At 67.4% G+C, this 16,800-nt stretch carries 17 protein-coding genes; 7 read left to right on the top strand and 10 right to left on the bottom strand.

Annotation, left to right across the window (positions count from 1 at the left end; all coding sequences use genetic code 11):
- Positions 1–2: 2 nt before the first annotated feature.
- Positions 3–809, bottom strand: coding sequence for a tryptophan synthase subunit alpha (trpA, locus tag ACIPK7_RS10720; RefSeq protein WP_192435651.1), 807 nt, complete (start codon positions 807–809; stop codon positions 3–5).
- Positions 806–2,014, bottom strand: coding sequence for a tryptophan synthase subunit beta (gene trpB / locus ACIPK7_RS10715; protein ID WP_401087601.1), 1,209 nt, complete (start codon positions 2,012–2,014; stop codon positions 806–808). The genes trpA and trpB overlap by 4 nt, the downstream gene beginning before the upstream one ends.
- 156 nt (positions 2,015–2,170) lie before the next feature.
- On the opposite strand from trpB, the gene ACIPK7_RS10710 reads away from it, so the two are divergent.
- A complete protein-coding gene (locus tag ACIPK7_RS10710; RefSeq protein WP_192435649.1) occupies positions 2,171–3,058 on the top strand; it encodes a LysR family transcriptional regulator in 888 nt (295 codons plus the stop codon).
- A 1-nt stretch (position 3,059) separates the two neighbouring features.
- On the opposite strand, the gene ACIPK7_RS10705 is transcribed toward ACIPK7_RS10710, so the two are convergent.
- From ACIPK7_RS10705 to ACIPK7_RS10695, 3 genes are all read right to left on the bottom strand, one after another.
- Positions 3,060–5,462, bottom strand: a complete 2,403-nt coding sequence (locus tag ACIPK7_RS10705; protein WP_401087599.1) for a TonB-dependent siderophore receptor — start codon at positions 5,460–5,462, stop codon at positions 3,060–3,062.
- A gap of 97 nt (positions 5,463–5,559) precedes the next feature.
- Positions 5,560–6,510, bottom strand: a complete 951-nt coding sequence (locus tag ACIPK7_RS10700) for a FecR family protein (protein ID WP_401087597.1) — start codon at positions 6,508–6,510, stop codon at positions 5,560–5,562.
- On the bottom strand, positions 6,507–7,013 hold the full coding sequence (locus ACIPK7_RS10695; RefSeq protein ID WP_401087595.1) for a sigma-70 family RNA polymerase sigma factor: 507 nt from the start codon (positions 7,011–7,013) through the stop codon (positions 6,507–6,509). Before ACIPK7_RS10695 ends, ACIPK7_RS10700 begins: the two co-directional genes overlap by 4 nt.
- 166 nt (positions 7,014–7,179) lie before the next feature.
- On the opposite strand from ACIPK7_RS10695, the gene ACIPK7_RS10690 reads away from it, so the two are divergent.
- From ACIPK7_RS10690 to ACIPK7_RS10675, 4 genes are all read left to right on the top strand, one after another.
- Positions 7,180–7,395, top strand: a complete 216-nt coding sequence (locus tag ACIPK7_RS10690) for a dodecin (RefSeq protein ID WP_017518905.1) — start codon at positions 7,180–7,182, stop codon at positions 7,393–7,395.
- A 134-nt stretch (positions 7,396–7,529) separates the two neighbouring features.
- A complete protein-coding gene (locus tag ACIPK7_RS10685; RefSeq protein WP_192435645.1) occupies positions 7,530–7,751 on the top strand; it encodes a DUF1161 domain-containing protein in 222 nt (73 codons plus the stop codon).
- A gap of 129 nt (positions 7,752–7,880) precedes the next feature.
- Complete coding sequence (locus ACIPK7_RS10680) at positions 7,881–8,303, top strand: OsmC family protein (RefSeq protein ID WP_192435644.1); 423 nt, start codon at positions 7,881–7,883, stop codon at positions 8,301–8,303.
- 109 nt (positions 8,304–8,412) lie between these two features.
- Positions 8,413–8,631, top strand: coding sequence for a DUF1161 domain-containing protein (locus ACIPK7_RS10675; protein ID WP_401087819.1), 219 nt, complete (start codon positions 8,413–8,415; stop codon positions 8,629–8,631).
- A 144-nt stretch (positions 8,632–8,775) separates the two neighbouring features.
- Here ACIPK7_RS10675 and ACIPK7_RS10670 read toward each other — a convergent pair whose 3' ends face one another.
- A complete protein-coding gene (locus tag ACIPK7_RS10670; RefSeq protein ID WP_192435642.1) occupies positions 8,776–9,216 on the bottom strand; it encodes a hypothetical protein in 441 nt (146 codons plus the stop codon).
- A 43-nt stretch (positions 9,217–9,259) separates the two neighbouring features.
- Positions 9,260–9,676 (bottom strand): hypothetical protein, encoded by a 417-nt coding sequence (locus tag ACIPK7_RS10665; protein ID WP_192435641.1) that lies wholly within the window; start codon positions 9,674–9,676, stop codon positions 9,260–9,262.
- Between the two features lie 65 nt (positions 9,677–9,741).
- Between ACIPK7_RS10665 and ACIPK7_RS10660 the strand changes: the two genes are divergently transcribed.
- Positions 9,742–10,833: an aminopeptidase gene (locus ACIPK7_RS10660; RefSeq protein WP_192403378.1), complete on the top strand. Its 1,092-nt coding sequence runs from the start codon at positions 9,742–9,744 to the stop codon at positions 10,831–10,833.
- Positions 10,834–10,972: 139 nt separating this feature from the next.
- On the opposite strand, the gene ACIPK7_RS10655 is transcribed toward ACIPK7_RS10660, so the two are convergent.
- Together ACIPK7_RS10655 and ACIPK7_RS10650 are read right to left on the bottom strand one after the other, a co-directional pair.
- Positions 10,973–12,496, bottom strand: a complete 1,524-nt coding sequence (locus ACIPK7_RS10655) for a 3-hydroxyacyl-CoA dehydrogenase (protein ID WP_401087817.1) — start codon at positions 12,494–12,496, stop codon at positions 10,973–10,975.
- Between the two features lie 47 nt (positions 12,497–12,543).
- The gene (locus tag ACIPK7_RS10650; protein WP_401087592.1) at positions 12,544–14,175 is read right to left on the bottom strand and encodes an AMP-binding protein; all 1,632 of its coding nucleotides are present in this window, start codon (positions 14,173–14,175) and stop codon (positions 12,544–12,546) included.
- Between the two features lie 210 nt (positions 14,176–14,385).
- Here ACIPK7_RS10650 and ACIPK7_RS10645 point away from each other — a divergent pair, with 210 nt between their 5' ends.
- Complete coding sequence (locus ACIPK7_RS10645; protein WP_192435638.1) at positions 14,386–15,171, top strand: IclR family transcriptional regulator; 786 nt, start codon at positions 14,386–14,388, stop codon at positions 15,169–15,171.
- 488 nt (positions 15,172–15,659) lie between these two features.
- Here ACIPK7_RS10645 and ACIPK7_RS10640 read toward each other — a convergent pair whose 3' ends face one another.
- Positions 15,660–16,790, bottom strand: coding sequence for an acyl-CoA dehydrogenase family protein (locus tag ACIPK7_RS10640; protein WP_401087590.1), 1,131 nt, complete (start codon positions 16,788–16,790; stop codon positions 15,660–15,662).
- Positions 16,791–16,800: the final 10 nt, after the last annotated feature.

Raw genomic sequence — 16,800 nt, 5'->3', positions numbered from 1 at the left:
GATCAGCGGGCGTTACGCACGCCTTCGGCCAACTGGCGGCACAGGCCCAGCACGCTTTGCACTGCGTCGGCGGAGCTGGTGGCTTCGGCGATCTTGTCGATCAGCGCCGAACCCACCACCACGCCATCGGCCAGGCGGGCGATGTTCGCCGCGTGTTCCGGGGTGCGGATGCCGAAGCCGATGGACACCGGCAGGTCGGTATGACGGCGCAGGCGCGCCACGGCTTCCTCGACGTGGTCCAGGGTCGCCGCGCCGGCGCCGGTCACCCCGGCCACCGAAACGTAGTAGACGAAGCCCGAGCTGCCGTTCAGTACGGTCGGCAGTCGCTGGTCGTCGGTGGTCGGCGTGGTCAGGCGGATGAAGTCCAGGCCGGCGGCCTGGGCCGGCTCGCAGAGGTCTTCGTTGTGCTCCGGCGGCAGGTCCACGACGATCAGGCCGTCGACGCCGGCTTCTTTCGCGTCGGCGATGAACTTGTCCACGCCGTAGTAGTGGATGGGGTTGAAGTAGCCCATCAGCACCAGCGGCGTGGTGCTGTTGTCCTGGCGGAATTCGCGAACCATCTTCAGGGTCTTGGCGAGGTTCTGGCCGTTGCCCAGGGCGCGGATGTTGGCCAGCTGGATCGCCGGGCCGTCAGCCATCGGGTCGGTGAACGGCATGCCCAGCTCGATCACGTCGGCGCCGGCTTCGGGCAGGCCCTTGAGGATGTCCAGCGAGGTCGAGTAGCCAGGGTCGCCAGCGGTGATGAAGGTCACCAGGGCGGCGCGGTTCTGCTCTTTGAGTTCGGCGAAGCGGGTCTGCAGGCGGCTCATGCTTGCGGCTCCTGTTGCATGTGGTGCATGACGGTCTGCATGTCCTTGTCGCCACGACCGGACAGGTTCACCACCATGATGTGGTCCTTGGGCAGGTTCGGCGCGCGCTTGAAGACTTCCGCCAGCGCGTGGGAGGACTCCAGCGCGGGGATGATGCCTTCCAGGCGGCAGCACTGGTGGAAGGCTTCCAGCGCCTCGTGGTCGGTGATCGAGGTGTACTCGACGCGACCGATGTCGTGCAGCCACGCGTGTTCCGGGCCGATACCGGGGTAGTCCAGGCCGGCGGAGATGGAGTGCGCGTCGATGATCTGGCCGTCCTCGTCCTGCAGCAGGAAGGTGCGGTTGCCGTGCAGCACGCCCGGTACGCCGCCGTTCAGGCTGGCCGCGTGCTTGCCGGTCTCGATACCGTGGCCGGCGGCTTCGACGCCGATGATTTTCACGCTGGCATCATCGAGGAAGGGGTGGAACAGGCCCATGGCGTTGGAGCCGCCGCCGATGCAGGCGACCAGCGAATCGGGCAGGCGCCCTTCCTTGGCGGCCAGCTGCTCGCGGGTTTCCTTGCCGATCACGGCCTGGAAGTCGCGGACCATCGCCGGGTACGGGTGCGGGCCGGCCACGGTGCCGATCAGGTAGAAGGTGTTGTGCACGTTGGTCACCCAGTCGCGCAGCGCTTCGTTCATCGCGTCCTTCAGGGTGCCGGTGCCGGCGGTGACCGGAATCACCTCGGCGCCCAGCAGCTTCATGCGGAACACGTTGGCCTGCTGGCGATCGATGTCGGTGGTGCCCATGAAGATCACGCATTCCATGCCGAAGCGCGCGGCCACGGTGGCGGTCGCCACGCCGTGCATGCCGGCGCCGGTCTCGGCGATGATGCGTTTCTTGCCCATGCGCTTGGCCAGCAGGATCTGGCCGATGCAGTTGTTGATCTTGTGCGCGCCGGTGTGGTTCAGCTCTTCGCGCTTGAGGTAGATCTTCGCGCCGCCGCAGTGCTCGGTCAGGCGCTCGGCGAAGTACAGCGGGCTCGGACGGCCGACGTAGTCGCTCTGGAAGTAGGCGAGCTCCTTCTGGAACTCCGGATCTTCCTTGGCCTTCTCGTACTCGTGGGCCAGGTCATGGATCAGCGGCATCAGGGTCTCGGCGACGTACTGGCCGCCGAAGTGGCCGAACAGGCCCTTGGCGTCTGGACCGGTGCGCAGTGTGGACATGGGAAGGCTCCTTTATCTGTCGAAAGGTAGGTGCCGGCTGGGGCGATCGCGGACAGAGTCCGCTCCTACGAATGGCATCAGGATACGGCTGTGTGATGACGGGGAAAAGCGATAAGATCGCCATGACCTGTCAGAAAAACTCACGAATTGACCGCCATGAGCCGAGACCTTCCGCCGCTCAACGCCCTGCGCGCCTTCGAAGCCGCTGCCCGCCTGCACGGCGTGAGTGCAGCGGCTGATGAGCTGAGCGTCACCCACGGGGCGATCAGCCGGCAGATTCGCCTGCTGGAGGAAGAGCTGGGCGTGACCCTGTTCGTCAAGGAAGGGCGCGGCGTAAAACTCACCGATGCCGGCGTTCGCCTGAGCGAAGTGGCCAGCGATTCCTTCGAGCGTCTGCGCAGCGTCTGCACCGAGCTGCGCCGTCAGGCCGGTGGCGACGCGCCGTTCGTTCTCGGTTGCCCCGGCAGCTTGCTTGCCCGCTGGTTCATCCCGCGCCTGGATCGCCTGAACCGCGACCTGCCGGACCTGCGCCTGCAACTCTCCGCCAGCGACGGCGACCTCGATCCGCGCCGTGGCGGCCTCGACGCCACCCTGTGCTTCGCCGCGCCGCCGTGGCCGGCGGACATGCGCGTGCTGGAGTTGGCGGTGGAAAGTATCGGCCCGGTGCTCAGCCCGCGCTCCCCGCGCTTCGAGCAGCTGCGCGCGGCGCCCGCCGAGGCGCTGCTGGGCGAATCGCTGCTGCACACCGTGTCGCGCCCGCAGGCCTGGCCGGAATGGGCCGCGCGCCACGCTCTCGACCCGGCGCGGCTGAAGCTCGGGCAGGGTTTCGAGCACCTCTACTACCTGCTGGAGGCCGCCGTGGCCGGTCTTGGCGTGGCCATCGCGCCGCAGCAACTGGTGGCCGACGACCTCGCCGCCAGCCGTCTTGCCGCACCCTGGGGCTTCGTCGAAACCACGGCGCGCCTGGCGCTGTGGGTGCCCGAGCGCCGCGCCGACCCGCGCGCCGAGCGCCTGGCGCAGTGGTTGCGCCAGGAACTGGGTTGATTCACAGCTCCGGTGTGTATTTGACGCTGAACATCAGGTTGCGCGGATCGCCGAAGTTGTTAGCGCCATCGGCGGCGGCGAAGCCGGGCAGGTAGTAGCGCTTGTCGAACAGGTTGTTGGCGTTCACCGCCAGATCGATTTCCTGGCTCAGGCGATAGCCCAGGCGTGCGCTCCAGACGGTGAAGCCGGGCACGTCGAACTCGCGGTCGAAGCTCACGGTATGGCTCTGGGTGACGAAGCCGAGGCCGGTGCTGACGCGGTTCAGTTCGCCCGGCAGTTGGTAGTCGGCCCACATGCGCAGCATGTGCTTGGGCGTCCACTGGCTGAACACGCGGCCCTTGTTCTCCGGGTCGTCGAGGAACTTGGTGGTGTTGTAGGTGTAGCCGGCGAACAGTTGCAGGTCGCGCACGACTTGGCCGCTGACCTCGGCTTCGATGCCCTGGCTGCGCACCTTGCCCGAGGCGTTCGAGCAGTACCAGCCGTCGCAGGCGTAGCCGGAGGCCTCGTCGATCACGGCGCGGTTCTTCTGGTCGTAGCGGAATACCGCCAGCGAGGTGTTGACCCGGCCGTCGAGCAGCTCGCCCTTCAGGCCCACTTCGTAGTTGCTGCCGATCACCGGCTCGAGCATTTTCTGCTGCGCATCGCGGGCGCTCTGCGGTTCGAACACGTCGGTGTAGCTGGCGTAGGCCGACCATTCGGGCGTCAGCTCGTAGATCAGGCCGAAGTAGGGGGTGACCTCGCCGGTCTCGGTCATGCTGTCCTGGTAGTCATCGTCCGGCAGCTTGTAGGCGTAGTCGTACCAGCTCACCCGCCCACCGAGCACTGCCGTCAGCGGCTCGGCCAGCTTCACCCGCCAGCTGCTGTACAGGCCCTTCTGGCGCACGTCGTAGGCGGCGTTGGTGGAGTTGCCGCCAGGCGAGGCGAGGATGTTTTCCAGGGTCGGTTTCGGACGGTGGTGATCGATGTCGAAGATGTTGCCGCCGGGGACGAAGCGCCGCGCATAGAAGTCGTCCGAGGTGTACTTGGAGTAGTTGCCGCCCAGGACCAGCTCCTGCTCCAGGGAGAAGGCCTCGAAGTGGCCGTTGAGGTACATGTCCAGGCCGATCTTGGTGGACTCGAAGTTGGTCAGCCAGTCGGCGAAGTTCAGCCCGCTGCCATCGGGCTGCACTTCCCCGTGCATGCGCTGGTGGGTCGAGTCGTTGTGCTCGCGCATGCGCACGGCGGCGGCCTTGAAGCTCCAGTTGTCGTCGAAGCGATGGGTCAGGTCGGCGTAGACGGTGGTCTGCTCGATGTCGTTGCGATTCCAGGTGGCGCCGGAATAGGTCGAGCGCGAGAAACCGATGTCGCTGCCGTCGGGGTAGCGCGGCAGGCCGCGGACCATCGGCCGGGAGTTGAGGTCGGTGTTGCTGAAGCCGATGCCGACGGTGGTGTCCGGGCTCAGGTCGAAGTCCAGCGCACCATACAGCGAGGTGGTCTTGCTCCACACATAGTCGGTGAAGGAGTGAGTGTCGTTCTGGTCGGCGACCATCCGCCCGCGGAGCGTGCCGGCCTCGTTCAGCGGGCCGCCGACATCGGCCTGCAGGCCGTAGTGATCCCACGAACCGGCCTTGCCGGTGAAGGTGGCGACCGGCGTGTGCTGGCCGCGCTTGCGCACCAGGTTGATGGCACCACCGGGGCTGCCGGCGCCTTGCAGCAGGCCGGAGGCACCACGGAGGATTTCCACGCGGTCGAAGAACACCAGGTCCTGGTCCGCCCAGTTGCCCAGCACGTAGAAGTTGCGCGGGATCGGCACGCCGTCGTACTGCCAGTCGTCGATCTGGAAGCCGCGCGAGGAGATCACCATGCCCGGGCCGATGCCGGTGGCGCCGACCAGGCCGGTGCTGTGGTTCACCGCATCGCGCAGGTCGGTGATGTTCTGGTCGTCGAGCTGCTTGCGGGTGATCACGCTGACCGACTGGGGAATGTCCTTGAGCTTCTGTTCGCCCTTGCCGATGGTGGTGGCGCGCGCGGCGTAGGAGCCGCTGCCCTCGCTGGTGGCGTCCAGGCCCTGAGCGGTGACGGTGGTGCTGTCCAGTTCCACGGCGCCGTCGACCGGCGCGGCTTCGACGCTGTAGGCGCCGCTGGCAGTGACCTTCAGGCGCAGGTTGCTGCCAGCCAGGGCCTGTTCCAGCGCCTGCGCGACGCTCAAGTCGCTCTGCACGGCGGGCGCGCGCTGGTCGCGTACCAGCGACGGGTCCAGCGAGATCACCTCGCCGCTCTGCCGGGCGATGGCGTTCAGCGTGGTGGCGAGGCTCGCAGCGGGCAGTTCGAAATGCAGCAACGCGGGTTCGGCGGCGAACAACGAGGGAGCGTTGGCCACCAGCACGAAGGCGGTGGCGAAGGCGCGGGGCCAGGGTGAGGACACATCAATCTCCTGAGAATTATTCGTATTCAGGAGCTAGGTGCGATGAAGTGGAAAATCCGGACAGGCGCTGCCGAAATATTTTTCTCACGTAGAGACATCAAGGCTCCCGCAGGCTGATCAGGGTCAGCCAGGGACCGAAGCGGCGCACCTGCAGCGGCAGGGTTTCGCCCAGCGCGGCCAGTGCGCGGTGAGGCTCGTCCAGCGGGAAGACACCCTGCACGCGGAGAGTGCGGGCGCGTGGTTCGACGCGGACGTAGCCCGGCAGGTAGGGACGCAGCGACTCGATCACCGCTTCCAGCGGCTCGTCGGTGACGCTCAGCCGGCCGTTCAGCCAGTCAGCGCGGGCGGACTGTTCGCGCAACGGGTGGATGCCGTCCGCGGCCAGCAGCGCCGCCTCCCCTTCGCCAAGCTCGCGCGATTCGCTGTGCCCGGCCAGGCTGGCGCGGACGCTGTGCTCCAGCACCACCACGCGCGTGGCGTGCTGCTCCTGGCTGACCAGGAAGCGCGTGCCCAGCGCGCGCACTTCGCCCTGGGCGCTGCGCACGATCAGCGGGCGCTCCGCGTCCGGGGCCACCTGGATCACCAGCTCGCCGTGGCGCAGCAGGATCAGGCGCTGGCGCGGGTCGAAGGCGAGGTCCACCGAGCTGCCGGCATTCAGGCTCAGGCGGCTGCCGTCTTCAAGGGTGAAGTTGCGCCGCTCGCCGGTGCCGGTGCGCAGGTCGGCGAGCAGGTCGCGCACCGGCGTGCTGCTGGCGGTCAGCCACAGGCCGCCGCCGAGCACGCCGAGGCCGGCCAGGCCGCGCAGCAACTGGCGCCGCGAGCCATGTTGGTGCATTAGCAGATCGGCCGCGCCGGGCATGCGCCGCAGGTTGTCATAGGGCGCCCCGAGGCCGCGCTGCAGGCGCGCCCAGGCATCGGCGTGGGCCGGGTCGCTGTTCAGCCAGGCCTGCAGCTGGCGCTGCAGCCGCGCATCGGCGTGGCCCGAGCGCAGCCGCACCATCCAGTCGATGGCCTGTTCTGCGGCCGTATCCAGCTGCACTTCGCTCATGGCACCAGCTCGTTGAGGTAGATCTGCCGCAGCGCCTGCTTCATGTAGCGGCCCACGGTGCGTTCGCTGACGCCCAGGCGCCGACCGATCTCGGCATAGCCCAGGCCGTCGAGCTGGCTGAACAGGAAGGCGCGGCGCACCACCTGCGGCAGGCCGTCCAAGGTGCGGTCCACCAGCAGCAGGGCTTCCAGCAGGAGGGCGCGGTCTTCCGGCGAGGGCTCCAGGGCTTCGGGCTGGAGGGCCAGGTAGTCCAGATAGGCGCGTTCCAGGCGTCGCCGCCGGTGACGGTCGTAGATCAATCGGCGGGCGATGGTGGAGAGGTAGGCGCGCGGCTGTTCGATGCTCTGCGGATCGACCCTGGCGGAGAGGATCTGGCAGAACGTCTCGGCGGCCGCGTCCTCGCTATCGGCGCGGTTATCCAGGTAGCGCTGCACGTGCTGCAGCAGCCAGCGGTGGTGATCGCTGAAGAAGAACCCCAGCTTGCTGGAGAGTGAACCGGCCACGCGGACCATCCCTGGAAGATTAAATAAGAATGCTTCGCATTATACATTTTCGGAAAAAGACGGCAATTCGCCGCTACCGGCAATTTGCTGCACTTCTGCCCATCGACTAGGGTCCAACTGGGACACTCACTCACCGCGCGCCGTGCGGCGCACCTGGGAGCAAGCGATGTCGAATCACCACACCTACAAGAAGATCGAGCTGGTCGGCTCCTCGCGCACCAGCATCGAGGATGCGATCAACAACGCGCTGGCCGAAGCGGCCAAGAGCATCGACTTTCTGGAGTGGTTCGAGGTGGTGGACACCCGCGGGCATATCGAGAACGGCGCGGTGGGGCACTACCAGGTGACCATCAAGGTCGGCTTCCGCATCGCCAACAGCTAGCTCGCACGCGGCTCGATCCTGTTTGTAACGCATTGCTGCCATGTTGGTGGGGTGCGTGATCGTGCGTACCGGGGTAGCCCGGTTTTTCCGGCCCGTTCGGGCCTTTTCCTGTGAAAGACGAGGGAGCGTTACCGATGAAGAAGTTCCTGATCGCTGTGGGGGTCTTCGCCCTGGTTGGCAACGTCTTTGCCGCCGGCAAGCCGTGCGAAGAGCTGAAGTCGGAAATCGATGCGAAGCTCAAGGCCAAGGGCGTTGCTTCGTACAGCCTGGAGGTCGTCGACAAGGGCAGCTCGGGCGGCAAGCAAGTCGTCGGCACCTGCGAAGGCGGCACCAAGGAAATCGTTTACTCCAAGTAAGCGCCTGGATGTGAAACGAGGCCGGGCTCCGCGAGGGGCCCGGCCTTTTTCATGGTCTGCAAAAAGCTGAACCCACTGGTGCGGGCCGGCCTCGAAAGTCCTGACTGCAACCCACGCGGAGGACGCGACATGAAGAAATCGGCATCGGCCCACTGGCAGGGCGGTCTGAAGGACGGCAAGGGCACGATCTCCACCGAGAGCGGTGCGCTCAAGTCCCAGCCTTACGGCTTCAACACCCGCTTCGAGGACGCGCCGGGGACCAACCCGGAAGAACTGATCGGTGCGGCTCACGCTGGCTGCTTTTCCATGGCGCTGTCGATGATGCTCGGCGAGGCCGGCCTGACCGCCGAGAGTATCGATACGAAGGCCGAGGTCAGCCTGGAAAAGCTCACCGACGGCTTCACCATCACCGCTGTGCACCTGACGTTGAAGGCGAAGGTGCCGGGCACCGACGCGCAGACCTTCCAGGCTATCGCCGACAAGGCCAAGGCCGGCTGTCCGGTCTCGCGGGTGCTCACCGCGCGCATCACCCTCGACGCCAGCCTCGAATGAGCCTGCGGGGCACTCTGTCCGGCGGTTGCGGTCCACCGTTAGGATAGGGTGCCCCGCCGTGGGGCTATGACGAGGGACTGTGATGACGACGAAGAAGTGGGCCCTGGCGATGGGCGTGGCGGTACTGCTGGCGAGCGGCGCGAGCTGGGGGGCGGTGAAGCCCTGCGAGGAGCTCAAGGCCGAGATCGAGACCAAGATCCAGGCCGCCGGGGTGACCTCCTACACTCTGGAGATCGTGGACAAGTCCGAGGTGAAGGACCCGAACATGGTGGTCGGCACCTGCGACAACGGACAGCGGCGGATCATCTACCAGAAGAACGACAGCTGAGCGCGGAGTCTGACCGCAGGAGCACGCCTTGCACGCTCCTAGAGTCCCAGAACGTAGGGCGCATAACCCGGCACGGGTTATCCGCCAGCTCGGCGGATAACGCCCCAGGCGTTATGCGCCCTCCCAGCGCCTGGAAGTCTTCCGTCAGAACGGCCCGCAGCGCACCGCTCCCTGGAAATCCGTCTTCGCCACTAGCTTGCCGTCGGCGTCCGTCAGCAGCGCCAGGGCGCTGCGCAGTTGCGGGCGCAGCTCCAGCCGGTAGCGCTGGCCGGCGGCGAAGTCGTCGTAGGTCACCTTGACCCGGCAGGTCAGCTCCGAAGGGTCGGTCATCTGGCCCATGCCGCCGCCGCTGGAGACTTCGTACTGAAAGCGCACCAGCAGCTCATGGCGGCCCGGCGTCACCTGGTAGTAGCGGCCGTCGTTCACCGACTGGCCGTCCAGGCGCTCGGCCATCAGCGTCTTGCCCGGCGTGGTGTAGAGGTCGACCCAGGCCATCTGTGGGTCGTGGGCCGGCAGCGGGCTGGCACAGCCGGCGAGCAGGGCGATGCCCAGGGGAAGGAGGCCGGGGAGATGACGCGGGCGCATGGAGGTTCACCGTGGGATGGGCTCATCCCACAGCATACCCCGCTCAGGCTTTGGCGCAGCCCCGTTCGCGGCCGCGGGCGATTTCGCCGCCCTGGGCGTCGTAAAGCTTGGCCCAGGGGCGGAAGCCGATGCTGCCGGTCTCCAGACGGTAGCGCTGACCGGCGCTGAATTCCTTGTACTGCACCGTCATTTCGCAATCGCGCCACAGCGATTCGGCGACCGGGCCGATGTCCACTGGTTCGACCTGGAACTGGAAGCGCACGCGCAGCTCGTGAGAGCCGGGGTCGACCTCGAAGTAGCGGGTGCTCGACCATTCCTTGCTGTCCACTTCGATGGCGGCCAGGTCGCTCTGGCTGTTGGTGTTCAGGTCCACCCAGGCACGGTTCGGATCGGGCTGGGGCATCAGCAGCGAACAGCCGCTCAGGGCGAGCAGGCCGGCAGGAATGAGAAGGGCGCGCATCGGGTTGGCTCCTGGGTCGATGGGGGCGGCAGCGGGCGGACCAGGCCCTGTGCTATGTTCCGCGCATGCCCTTCCGCCTTCTTATCCCGACACTCGACAGCCGCCTGTGCCGCTGGGTTCCCTGCCTGGCCATCTGGGCGCTGAGCGGTTGTTCCACCGTGGGGTATTACGGCCAACTGGCGGACGGCCAGTTGCGCCTGCTCGCCGCCCGCGAACCGGTGGCCGAAGTGGTCGCCGACCCGACCCGCGACCCCGCCTTGCGCCAGCGTCTTGAGCTGTCCCAGGAAGCCCGCGCCTTCGCCAGCGCCGAACTGGGCCTGCCGGACAACCAGAGCTACCGCCTGTATGCCGACATCCACCGGCCCAACGTGGTGTGGAACGTGTTCGCCACGCCGGAGCTGTCGCTGCAGCCGCTGACCCACTGCTTCCCCATCGCCGGCTGCGTGGCTTACCGCGGCTACTACGGCGACCAGGGGGCGCAGGCGGAGGCCAAACGCCTCAAGGAACAGGGGCTGGACGTCTATGTCGGCGGCGTGGAGGCCTATTCGACCCTCGGCTGGTTCGACGACCCGATCCTCAGCAGCATGTTGCGCTGGGGCGACCAGCGCCTGGCCGAGACGATCTTCCACGAACTGGCGCACCAGAAGTTCTACCTGCCCGGCGATACGGCGTTCAACGAGTCCTACGCCTCCTTCGTCGAGGCCGAGGGCGGTCGCCGCTGGCGTGAGGCGCGCCATCTGCCGGATGAAGCGCCGTTGCTGGCCGAGCAACGCAAGCGCTTTACCGAGCTGGTGCTCGATACCCGCGAGCGCCTGCAGGCGCTTTACGCCAGCCCACGCAGCGACGCCGAGAAACGCGCCGGCAAGCAGGCCGAGTTCGAGCGCCTGCGCCGCGACTACGCGCGGATGCGCGATGAGGACTGGGGCGGCAAGGCGCCCTTCGACGCCTGGGTCAACGCTCCGCTGAACAACGCCAAGCTGCTGCCCTTCGGCCTCTACGACCAGTGGGTGCCGGCCTTCGCCGCGCTGTTCGCCCAGGTCGGTGGCAACTGGCCGGCGTTCTACGCGCGGGTGGAAAAGCTCGGGGCGTTGCCGCCGGCGGAGCGCAAGGCGGCGCTGGAAAAGTTGAAGGCTGGGGAGTTCGTCAGCTTCCGGTGAGCACTTCGCCGGGGTGGGTTCGCGAGCAAGCTCGCTCCTACGAAAAGCTGCATCGCGCTGGCCTCTTGGAGCGAGGGAGCGCTTAGTTATTGCTCGCGAATCGCCCAGCGCCGGCGCCCGTCCTACAGGTTGAAGAATGTCACTCCGGCCGATCCGGGCTATGCAGCGGCAAATCCAGCTGCACGCGGCGGCGCAGCCACGGGCTGGGCCGGTAGCGAGCCTCGCCGTAGCAGGCCTGCAGGCCCTGGAGGATGGTGAGGATGCGCGCCGCGCCGTAGTGTTCGCCGAAGGCCAGCGGGCCCAGGGGATAACCCAGCGCCAGTTGCACCGCGCGGTCCAGCGTCACCGGTGTGGCGATGCCGCGCTGGGCGATCTCGCCGCCGAGGTTGACGATGCCGGCGACCACCCGCTGGCTGATGAAGCCGGGCGAATCGTTGATCACTTCCACTGGCACGCCGTCGCTGCCCAGCGCCTGGCGCGCCTGGGTTTCGAGCTTGGGGTCGAGCGCCGGCTGGCGCATCAGCACGCGGCGGCGGTCCAGTTCGGTGAAGGTCTCCAGCGCCAGGCTGCGCTCCGGCGGCAGGCCGAGGGCGTCGATGCGCGTGCTGGCATCCACGCCCAGCGGGGTGACCAGGCAGATGGCGCGGGACGACGGTGCTTCGCCGGTCTCCAGCACCACGCCGCCCAGGGTAAGGATCGCCGCCACACGGTGGCGCAGCTCCGGGTCCTGGCTGTCGAGCCAGTACGGGCGATTGAGCAACACGGTTTCGTGCTGTTCCTCGGGCTCGCGCACGGCCTGGTCGTCGCGGTAGCGGTAGAAGCCCTCGCCGCTCTTGCGCCCCAGCAAGCCGCCGGCGACGCGCTGCGCGGCCAGCGGCGACGGGGTATAGCGCGGGTCCTGGTAGAACTGCTGGTAGAGCGACTCCATCACCGCGTGGGACACGTCCAGGCCGGTCAGGTCGAGCAGCTCGAAGGGCCCCATGCGAAAGCCCACGCCGTCGCGCAGGATGCGGTCGATCTGCGCCGGGCTGGCGATGCCTTCGCCGAGGATGCGCAGGGCCTCGGTGCTGAAGGCGCGGCCGGCGTGATTGACGATGAAACCGGGGCTGTCCGGCGACACCGCCGGGTAATGCCCGGCCTGCTCCGCCAGCCGGCTCAGGCGGCGCACCACCGACTCGCTGGTGCGTTGGCCGCGCACCACCTCGACGATGCGCATCAGCGTCACCGGGTTGAAGAAGTGGAAGCCGGCGACCCTCTCCGGATGCTGGCAGCGCGCGGCGATGTGGGTGACCGAGAGCGACGAGGTATTGCTCGCCAGCACGGCATCCGGCGCCACGCGTCTTTCCAGCTCGGCGAGCAGCGCCTGTTTGGCGCCGAGGTCCTCGATGATGGCCTCGATCAGCAGGTCACAGTCGGCCAGCTCGTCGAGGCTGTGGGTAGGCAGCAGGCGCTGCATCGTCGTTTCGAGGCCGTCCGCGGCGAGCTTGCCTTTGGCCACCGCGCGCTCCAGCAGCTCGCGGTTGAAGGCCAGGGCCTGCTCCACGGTCTGCGGGTTGCTATCGTACAGGCGCACCGGTAGGCCGGCCGTGGCGAACAGCTGGGCGATGCCGCGGCCCATGGCCCCGGCGCCGATCACGCCGATACGGTGGAAGGACTCGGTCATGCTGCGGGTCTCGTCGTGCGCACCTGCTTCAACCATAGACGTTGTGCTCACACGGTGGTCCTTTTGGCCAGTTCCAGATCGCGCAGCTGCCGGCGCAACAGCTTGCCGACGCTGGTCTTGGGCAGCTCGTCGAGCACCTCGACGAAGCTCGGCACCTTGTAGCCGGTGAGGTGCTCGCGGCAGTGGGCGATGATCTGCGCCGGTGCCAGCGTCTCGTCCTTGAGGCTGACGAACAGCTTCACCGATTCGCCCTTGCGTTCGTCCGGCACACCGATGGCCACGCACTCGCGCACGCCGGGGTGGCGCATCACCGCGTCTTCCACTTCGTTGGGGAACACGTTGAAGCCGGAGACCAGGATCATGTCCTTCTTGCGGTCGACGATCTTCAGCATTCCGTCGGCATCCAGCTCGGCGATGTCGCCGGTCTTCAGCCAGCCGTCGGCAGTCAGCACCTGGGCGCTTTCTTCGGGGCGCTGCCAGTAGCCCTGCATCACCTGCGGGCCGCGCAGCCACAGCTCGCCCGGCTGGTCGGGGCCGGTGTCGTTGCCCTCCTCGTCCACGGTGCGCAGCTCGGTATCCACCAGCGCCTGGCCGACGTAGCCCTCGCGGTACGGGCTCAGCAGCGTGCCTGTGGAGACCACCGGCGAGGCCTCGGTGAGCCCGAAACCTTCGCGCACCGGTGCGCCGGTCAGCGCTTCCCAGCGCCGGCCGACTTCGCGGTTCAGCGGCGCGCCGCCGGACGTCACCCACTTCAGGTGGCTGAAGTCGATGCTGGGGAAATCCGGATGGTTCATCAGGCCGACGAACAGGGTGTTGATCCCGCTCATCAGGGTGAAGGGATAGCGGCGCATCGCGCCAATGATCTCGTCGAGGTTGCGGCCGTCGCGGATGAACACCGTGTGCAGGCCCATGCCCACCGAGGACAGGCAGTTCGTGGCGAAGGCCATGATGTGGTAGAGCGGCAGCGGCGCGATGCGCACGTCGCTGGCCGGCTCCAGCAGGCCGGGGCGCAGGAACAGCTCCAGGGTCTGGATGACATTGGCGATCAGGCAGCGGTGGCTGAGCATCGCGCCCTTGGAGACGCCCGTGGTGCCCCCGGTGTATTGCAGCAGCGCGAGGCGATCCAGGCCCGGCTCGGTGTCCACCGGTGGCGCTTCGGCGCCCAGGCGCAGGGCCTGCTGGAAGCGCGTGCAGTCGGCCTCGTCGCTGTCGAACTGCGGGCGCTCGATGTCATCGATGGAAGTCAGCAGCACCTGGCGAATGTCGCTGTGTGCCTGCACGCCGCGCAGCAGCGGCAGCAGGCGGTCGAGCAGCAGCACGGCGCTGGCGCCGGAGTCGGCGAGTTGGTGGCGCAGCTCGCTGGCAGTGTACTGCGGGTTGGTGTTGACCAGCACCACGCCGGCCTTCAGCGCGCCGAAGGTGGCGATGGGGTATTGCAGGGAGTTGGGCAGCATCAGCGCCAGGCGGTCGCCGGGTTGCAGACCGGCGTGGTGGCGCAGGTAGCGGGCGAAGGCATCAGCCTGGCGCTCCAGCTCGGTGAAGCTCAGGTGGCTGTCGCCGCAGGAGAACGCCAGGCGTTCGGGGAATTCACGGCAGGCATCGCGCAGCAGGTCGTGGAGGTTCTGGTAGGCGTGACGGGCGATCTCGCGGGCCACGTGACCGGAGGGTTGAGCAGACATCGACTTCTCCGTTTCTTTTTCGAGCCTGTACTGGCTCTGGATTCGAATTGTTGTTCTGCACAGCGAAACATCGTGTCGAAATTGATGGTATGCGATAGGCTAGCCCGGCGCAACGAGCACACGCGGACCGCTGCGTGGCGACTGGGCGATCTGCTATCGTTCGCCCGCGCCGCGCGTGGCGCCGTAACTGCAATCCCCCGCCGAGGCCCCATGAGCGACGACGTCGAAGACAGCAGCAACCCCAAGGACCGCAAGTACGTCGAGGCGCTCGCCCGCGGGCTGGACGTGCTGCGCGCCTTCACCCATGGCTCGGTGGTGCTCGGCAACCAGGAAATCTCGCGGATCACCGGCCTGCCCAAGGCGACGGTGTCGCGCATGACCTACACCCTCACCCAGCTCGGCTACCTCTGCTACTCGCAGCAGCACGAGAAGTACCAGCTGGATTCCGGCGTGCTGGCGCTGGGTTACGCCTATGTTTCCAACCTGCGCGTCCGCCAGCTGGCGAAGCCGTACATGGACGCCTTCGCCCGCCGCACCAACACCACGGTCGGCCTGACCTGCCGTGACTGGCTGTCGATGATCTACGTGGAGAACTGCCGTCCGCCGGAAGCCACTTCGCTGCGCATGGACGCCGGTGTGCGCTTGCCGCTGGCAACCACCGCTGCCGGCCGCGCCTACCTCGCCGCGACTCCGGAGCAGGAGCGCGAGCACCTGCTGTCGGCCTTGCAGGAGCGCCACGAAGGCGATTGGTCGGTCATGCGTGCCTCGCTGGAAGCGTCCTTCGAGGAGTTCCGCCAGCATGGCTTCTGCCTGTCTCTCGGCGACTGGGACCGCAACGTGCGGGCGGCCGGCGTCCCGCTGCGCCTGGCCGATGGCGGGCTGATGGCGCTGACCTGCGGCGCGCCGTCGTTCCAGCTCAGCGAGGAAACGCTGCGCGGGTCGCTGGCGCATGAGCTGGAGATCCTGGCGCGGGATATCGAGAGCCTCGGGGCCTGATCGTCCTCGAGCTTTTGTAGGAGCGGACTCCGTCCGCGATGTGTCGGCCTCAAGCCTTGTTTCCCGCGTCGCTTCGGCGTGCGCGCGGGCTTCTTGTTTCGTCCCCTCGGGCGACCTTCTTTGGCAAACGCCCCAAAGAAGGCAAAGGTCTTGCCCCAATCATCCGGTTTTTCGCTTAGGCGAAAAATTCCCTCGTTGAACCGAAGTTTCAGGGGCACGCGTCGAAGGGCCATCTCTGGCCCATCGCCGCTCTCGCGACATCCATGTCGCTCAACCCCTGAAACTCCGCTTCAACGAGGTCTCCTGAACGGGGCATTCGGCGCGTGCGGATATTTCTCTGGAAGCCTTTTGGGAGTCAGAGCCGAAGCCGGGGTTGGAGCGATAGGGCTGTTCGTAGGAGCGAGCTTGCTCGCGAACCGTCCAGCGCTGGAGCTGCCGGTGAATCCGTTCGCGAGCAAGCTCGCTCCTACAGGTGAAACCGGTGCGCCTCAGGCGACTTCCATCAACCCCGCATACACCTTCAGGTGATGATCGTCGTCACCCAGTTGGTGGCTGAGCATCACCAAGCGCTTGGCGTGGTGCGCCAGGACGTATTCCCAGGTCATGCCGATGCCGCCGTGCAGCTGGATCGCCTGCTCGGCCACGAAGCGCGCCGCGCGGGTGACGATGAACTTGGCGGCGGCCAGGGTGCGGCTGCGCTCGGCGCTGTCGGGCTGGTCGGCGACGCAGGCGGCGAGGATCGCCATGCTGGTGGCCTGTTCCAGCTCGCTGCGCATGTCCACCATGCGGTGCTGCAGCACCTGGAACTGGCCGATGGGGATGCCGAACTGCTTGCGCGTCTTCAGGTAGTCCAGGGTCAGCGCGCAGGCTTCCTGCAGGCTGCCGAGGGCTTCGGCGCACTGTGCGGCGATGGCGCGGCCCTGTTGATAACGCAGCGCCGGTAGCGCCTCGCCAGGCGTGCCGATGGCCTCGCTGCTGGCACCGTCGAGGAACAGCTCGCAGGCGCGCTGGCCGTCCACCGTCGGATAGTCGCGGCGGCTCACGCCGGCCTGCTGCGGATCGACGAGGAACAGGCCGATGCCCGCTTCGTCCCGCGCAGTGCCGGAGACCCGTGCCGAGACCAGGATGGCCGCGGCGCTCTGCCCGCCGATGACCACCGCCTTGCGCCCGCTCAGCTTCCAGCCGTTGCCGACCTGCTCTGCACGGGTCTGCACGTCGTGCAACTGGTAGTGGCTCTGCGGCTCTTCCAGCGCGACCGCCAGCTGCGCTTCGCCGCTGGCGATGCGCGGCAGCCAATGGTCCTTCTGCGCATCGCTGCCCAGCTGGGCGATCAGCCCGCCGCCATGTATCACCGATTGCAGGTAGGGCTCCAGGCACAGGCCCCGGCCCAGCTCGGTGAGCACCAGCATGCTTTCCACGCCGCCACCGAAGCCGCCGTAGGCCTCCGGCAGCGACACCGAGGTCAGCCCCAGCTCGCCGAGCTGGCGCCAGAACTCGGCGCTGTAGCCCAGCTCGGAACGGCTGAAACCCTCGCGCTTGTCGAACGGGTAGGCGTCGCGGACCAGGCGGGCCGCGGTGTCCTGCAGCATTTGCTGCTCTTCACTCAGTTTGAAGTCCATGGTCCTGGCC

It is taken from the genome of Pseudomonas sp. NPDC086581 (genome assembly GCF_044746165.1).
GTDB lineage: Bacteria > Pseudomonadota > Gammaproteobacteria > Pseudomonadales > Pseudomonadaceae > Pseudomonas.
Note: the sequence above shows the minus strand (reverse complement) of the source record. Positions and strands in the feature narration are given on the sequence as shown.